The sequence below is a fragment of the Oleiphilus sp. HI0079 genome (assembly GCF_001635105.1).
The window spans coordinates 1-5,634 of the sequence record NZ_LWFT01001083.1 but is presented as its reverse complement, the minus strand read 5'-3'; the positions used below and the strand labels follow the sequence as shown (position 1 = coordinate 5,634).

The following is a 5,634-nucleotide window of genomic DNA, read 5'->3' as shown; positions in this document are numbered from 1 at the left end:
ACCAGTGGCTAACTCGCCCTTAGTGACGGCTAGCTGTGTAGCCAGGGCCTGTGTGTTCTCAGTAGCCTGGAAGGCTAGACACTGGAAGATTGGCCGTAGCACCTTCTCTAACAGCGGCTTTTGTTGGTCATAGTATTCCCAGTAATAATCATCAAGTGCGCGTTTTTGCTTGTTAAGATACAGGCACAATGACTCGATATCCCGACATTTAAGCAGCTTTTGAGCCTCCCGTTTTACAGCACCAAAAGGCTGTTTTTCATCGATGGAGTTATCAATAAAAAGATGGAGCAATTCCGCAGCCTTGCTGATATTGGCAGCAGCGCCTTCCCAGTCCCGGTAGGCTGCCTCTTTCGCGTACACTTTGGCCTGCTCATGGACTTTCCGAATGTGGTAGACAAAACCGTCGGCCAGACGCTCACTATTTTGCTCGGCACGCTCCTGCAGATAGCACAGTAAATATAGCTGTTGAATAGCTCGGTCAAAACGCTTGATCTTACTTCCATAATAATCAACCATCGAAGCAAAGTGCTGTTGGTTTTTTATTGAGAGCGACAAGGCTTTAACCACGGTGTTAACTTCACTCATCCAAGGCTCGATTAATCGTTTCACCTTGAGCTCCTTTTCCAGTTCCGTAGGAGTAAAGTTCTTGGCAGACAACCTCAATTTAGACAGAGGCAATGCCCCTTTTCCGTCCACCAAGTTTGCGAGCTCAGTCGACAACCTCCCTGATAACTGGTTTTGCAGCGAAGCAGTAATACGCTCTCGTTCCTGTTTCATCGCCTGGCTTACCACGGTCTGCATCACCGTGTATTTGGGAATTGCAATACGACGCAGTGATAAATACTCGGTGGTTGCATCGAACAAATACCGGGGTTCAACCCACGACTTAGCTGTTTGCTGTAAGTGAGTGATTAAGGAACCTCGATCCTGTCTATCCCGCCATTTTTGATAATTGAGGAGATCAAATATTTTCTGGTATAGGCGATCCTTTTGCTTTTGATCCAATGAGAAGCGCCTGATACCGGGACCAGGCAACTGTTCTTTGGCGATAAACCGCAAATCCTCTTCGACATCGCCAAAACTCGGACTCAGAACCACAGGCCTGGACTTGAAGTAACCCAACAGAGCGACAAAGAAACAGCGGTGAGCCCGGCTACGGATAGCGTTGGCGACACGGGCTTCCATCTCATTCAGAGTAAAGTAAAATCGACGTTCTTCGAGGGTGAAACTGGGAGGGCTGTACAAATCATTGATTTCTGCGTCAATGAGGATCTGGAGCCTTTCGGTATATGCCATATCTGATGCCTAAAAAGCTCAGCATAATAACCGAAAGGGACAAGTTAAGGGCTAGGAGGAAGTTAATACCCCGCTGGAGGCCAGGAGCCACGGGGGCTGTAGAGGATTATGTCTTTTTAAGACGGAAAATCCCCAGGACCCCTTAAGGATCCGAGGCACAGCGACGCAGTTATTCTGAGCTACGAGTCCATCGACTATCGCTACTTTGGCAGCTGGAGCATGGCGTATGTGCCATCATCATCGCTTACTCAGGAAATGATTCTAACCTACGGAAGCAGCCAAGATTTTGACCCGTATAAAATGAGCGGTGAGAGCGCGCTTCTCTTACTCACCGAACTTGCAGAGCATATCCCAACGGTTTAACTGCATATGATAGAAACGAAAAAGGCGGCCTTGTGAGCCGCCTTTTTGATAACAGTAGCATGTGTTCGCTAATTAAGAGTCTCCAAGGATTCTTGTTCTGCTAATTGGTGCATATCCGCTAGAGCTTCATTGAGCTCAGTGACCGGATTAAACCGCACAGTGCCTTCATATACAGCGCGACACTCGCCTGGAGCAGTACCTAGACAATGTTCCATGGCCGCTTCCTTTGCCTTCGTGGGGCTAGCGAAAGGACCAATAAACTGTCTGTTTTCTAAGTAAAAATAACCACTTTGCTCTAGCTCAAGCGTTTCCTCTACCACAATGATCTCGTCACGCTCTTCATTGGCAGGCATCATAAGCACCTCCATCCTATTTGTGATTATAAACCGGAGCAAAGGAACAACCCTCCGCTGCCGAAAAGGCAAGTTATCACGCAAATTTACAAATAGCGAGCCCTAGTTACATTCTGTCACACGATAAAGAAGAGAGTACAAAACCGGTACTAGCACCAACGTGAGCACTGTCGAAAATAGCAAGCCAGCAATAATAGCCACCGCCATAGGCTCCCACATTAACCCTCCGCCAAAATACAAAGGAAGCATCCCAAGAACGGTCGTCGCAGTAGTAAGGAGTATTGGCCTAAGTCGACGTTTACCTGCACTAAGAATCGCTTCAAAGGGGGCTAATCCATTGTCCTCTATTTCTAGATCGATTCGCTCTAACAAAACAATCGCGTTATTAATCACGATACCTGCCAGAGAGATGACGCCAAGTAATGTCATAAAACCGAAAAAGGAATTCGCTAAAAACAAGCCAACAGAGACACCAATAAAGCCTAATGGAATGGTAACCAATATAATGGCTGACTTACGCAATGAGTTGAACTGAGCAACCAGTAGAATAAGAATTATAAAAGCAGCAACAGGCAGTTTTTCGGTGATCGAGTCGTTGGCTTTTCCTGAGCTCTCAATCTCACCGCCCAGTTCAAAGCCAGACCCTAGTTCCCATTTTTTGGCTTGCTTTTCAAGCCAAGGTGTCACTCGCGAAAACCCCTCAATAGCCGTCGCATCACCTGTGAGCTGAGCACCGATCGTGATCGATTTTTTGCGGTCGCGTCGAAGAATTTTTGCTGGTTCCCAGATTAGACGCAAATCGGCAACCTGCTTCAAAGGCAACGACTCCCCCGAACTCTGCACATAAACAGACAAGCCCTCAAGCTTCGCAATGTCTTGCCGGTCAGCGGCTTGAGAGCGCAGCATAACGGGAATAATATCTTCTCCTCTGCGATACTCCGTCAACTCCAGACCACTGAGGCCGGTTTGCAGCGACACAGCGATATCCTCACTGCTAATGCCCGCTCTTCGCGCGCGAGCTTGATCAATGACAACCTCGAATTTTTTACTCTGAATGCCCCAGTCATCAACGATGTTGCGTAACTCAGGAACCGACGCCATCTTGGCCTTAAGTTGGTTGGCACGCTCAAACAAGGTTTCAACGTCATCGGCATACAATCGATACTCAACCGGATTTTTGACCGGGGTACCGTTTTCAATGCGCTTTAGGGTGATTTTTAAGTCAGGGAACGTATTAATCGCAAACTCGTCTAGCGCGCGCATACTCTCATCAATAACACTCTGATCCGACACATTGATGATAAACAAAGAATAATTTGGGCTAGCGGGCTCTGGAGTATGATTGAGCACAAAGCGTGGGCCACCCTGCCCAATGTAAGAAACCCAAGACGTGACTCCTGAGTCTCGCTCTTCGTTGACCTCTAGGTTTTTCTCTAGAAAACGATCGAACAGAGCAGTCATGCTCGCGGTTGCTTCAATATCGGCGCCAATGGGAAACTCAACCTCCATTTTGAAGTAAAGCCGATCCGAAGGCGGGAAGAATATCTTCGGCACCTGCTGCATGAGCAATACCGCTCCGACAAAAGCGCCGGCAATACCAACCAAGACCAAAGAGCGATAGCGCAAGCAGACACGTAAAAATCGCTCATAGCGCTGCTGCCATGCCGATGACTCGCTACCAACGTGATCATCCACCTTTAAGAAATGGACACACAGCATCGGAACGACCGTCATCGAAATAAGCCAAGAGCACAATAGGGTAATTGTCACCACTTTAAATAGTGACGCCGTAAATTCACCCACGGCGGATTCAGCCAAGTAAATCGGTAAAAACGCTGCCGCTGTTGTAAGCGAGGAGGTTAGCAAAGACATTTTCAATTCGTTCGCGGAAGAAAGCGCCGACTCCATTGGCGACTTACCTTCTTTCATTTGCACCAAAATACTTTCCGACATCACAATGCCGTTATCGACGAGCATACCTAGTGCAATAATGAGCGCTGCCAAAGAGATCTGATCTAGGCCAATCTCTAAATTGATCATCACTAAAAGCGCTGCCAGCATGCTAGCCGGAATCAACAGCGAAACAATCAATCCAGTTCTCAGCCCCAAACTAAGCAACATGACTGCTGCGACGACGGCAATTGCCTGCAAAAGGTTTAGAACAAATCCTTTCACTTTGTCATCAACTTCCTTTGGCGAGAAATTCACTACATTGAAATCCACGCCTATCGGATACTCTTGGGATAATCGCGCAAGCTCTCGCTGAACTTGGTTACCCAACTCTATGTTGTTGCCGCCTTCACGCATTGAGATAGCAATACCAATTGCGTCTTCCCCTTTGAACCGCACTAAGGATGAGGGCGGATCGACGTAACCCGATTTAACTCGGGCGATGTCTCTCAAATACACAACATTCTTGCTGCCAGGGATAGGTAATATGGTATTCCCAATGTCATCCACTGTTTCGAAGTTTCCGGATGGCTCGAGCTCTATTCGTTCATTTCCAATGACAATAGAGCCACCCGGAACAATGATATTCCGACTTTTTATCATCGAACTTAAAATAGCGGGAGAGAGGTTCAGCTCAGTCAGTTTTGCGTTGTCATATTCAACAAAGACACGTTCGTCCTGAATCCCGAGCAAATCGATCTTTGCAGCATCCTCTAGGTTTAATAAATCATCTCGCGCATTGTCTGCGATGGTCTTCATCTCGGAGTAGGTATACCCTTCCGCCGTCAACGCAATCACAATGCCATACACGTCGCCAAATTCATCATTGACTACTGGCCCAATAATACCTTCGGGAAGATCCGGGGTAACCGCTTGAATCTTGCGTCTCAGGTCATCCCAAATCGGCCGCATACTGGTGTAGTTTTCTTTAATATTCGCAACAACAATCGATACGCCGGTCTTTGACGTACTCGTAACGAAATCAAGTTCTGGAATCTCTTGAACAACTTGCTCAATCTGGTTAGTTACCAGCTCCTCCATTCTATCGGAAGAGGCGCCAGGTAAGTAAGTGACCACTTGTGCAGCTCGAATAATAAAACCAGGATCATATGCACGAGGAAGATCTTTGAATGCTTGTACGCCTGCGAGCATTAAGACAGCAAATAAAATCCACGTAGTTCGGTTATTGGTGATCGCTGCGTTAGTAAGAGTCACGACTACTGTCCTTTCAGAAGACGCACTTGTTGTCCATCAGAGAGTTTGCTCATCCCCGCTGTAACAACACTTTCTCCACGCTCCAAGCCTGACAAAATCTGCAAACCCGTTGGCAGCACTTCTCCGACTACAACATTTACACGCTTTATGACGCCCACATCAGTTTTGCCAGCATCAGAATCTGGATCTGGCTCTAAGACCCAAACGAACGCTTCTGAGCCGTTACCCATCACACTCTGACTAGGCACAACGATCTCTCCCAAAGCCGCTTTATCGTCAGTATTCTTCTTAGGTGTTGCGGTGACGGTGGTCGTCATCCCTGGGAGAATGGAATACCCATCCACGTTTTCCATGGTTAAGGTCACGGTGTAAGTCTGAGTAACGTCATCCGCGACGGTTGCGATTTCTTTTACGGAAAGTGGGAATTGACGCTCCGGAATGGCATCAAATTGAGCAT

General features: G+C 47.4%; 5 protein-coding genes. 1 reads left to right on the top strand and 4 read right to left on the bottom strand.

What is annotated here, in order from left to right:
* Positions 1-1,296: DUF4158 domain-containing protein (locus A3750_RS19305; RefSeq protein WP_156498755.1), on the bottom strand; the 1,296-nt coding region annotated here is incomplete at its 3' end.
* Between the two features lie 219 nt (positions 1,297-1,515).
* On the opposite strand from A3750_RS19305, the gene A3750_RS25420 reads away from it, so the two are divergent.
* Positions 1,516-1,659 carry a hypothetical protein gene (locus A3750_RS25420; protein WP_156492259.1) on the top strand — a complete coding sequence of 48 codons (144 nt, stop codon included), beginning with the start codon at positions 1,516-1,518 and terminating at the stop codon, positions 1,657-1,659.
* A 68-nt stretch (positions 1,660-1,727) separates the two neighbouring features.
* Here the strand turns inward: A3750_RS25420 and A3750_RS19300 are convergent, their stop codons facing one another.
* The 3 genes from A3750_RS19300 to A3750_RS26390 form a co-directional block, all read right to left on the bottom strand.
* Positions 1,728-2,015 carry a hypothetical protein gene (locus A3750_RS19300; RefSeq protein ID WP_068466459.1) on the bottom strand — a complete coding sequence of 96 codons (288 nt, stop codon included), beginning with the start codon at positions 2,013-2,015 and terminating at the stop codon, positions 1,728-1,730.
* Between the two features lie 99 nt (positions 2,016-2,114).
* Positions 2,115-5,177, bottom strand: coding sequence for an efflux RND transporter permease subunit (locus A3750_RS19295; RefSeq protein ID WP_068466457.1), 3,063 nt, complete (start codon positions 5,175-5,177; stop codon positions 2,115-2,117).
* A gap of 2 nt (positions 5,178-5,179) precedes the next feature.
* Positions 5,180-5,634, bottom strand: a 455-nt coding sequence (locus A3750_RS26390) for an efflux RND transporter periplasmic adaptor subunit (protein WP_369819957.1), incomplete at its 5' end; no start/stop codon positions are given.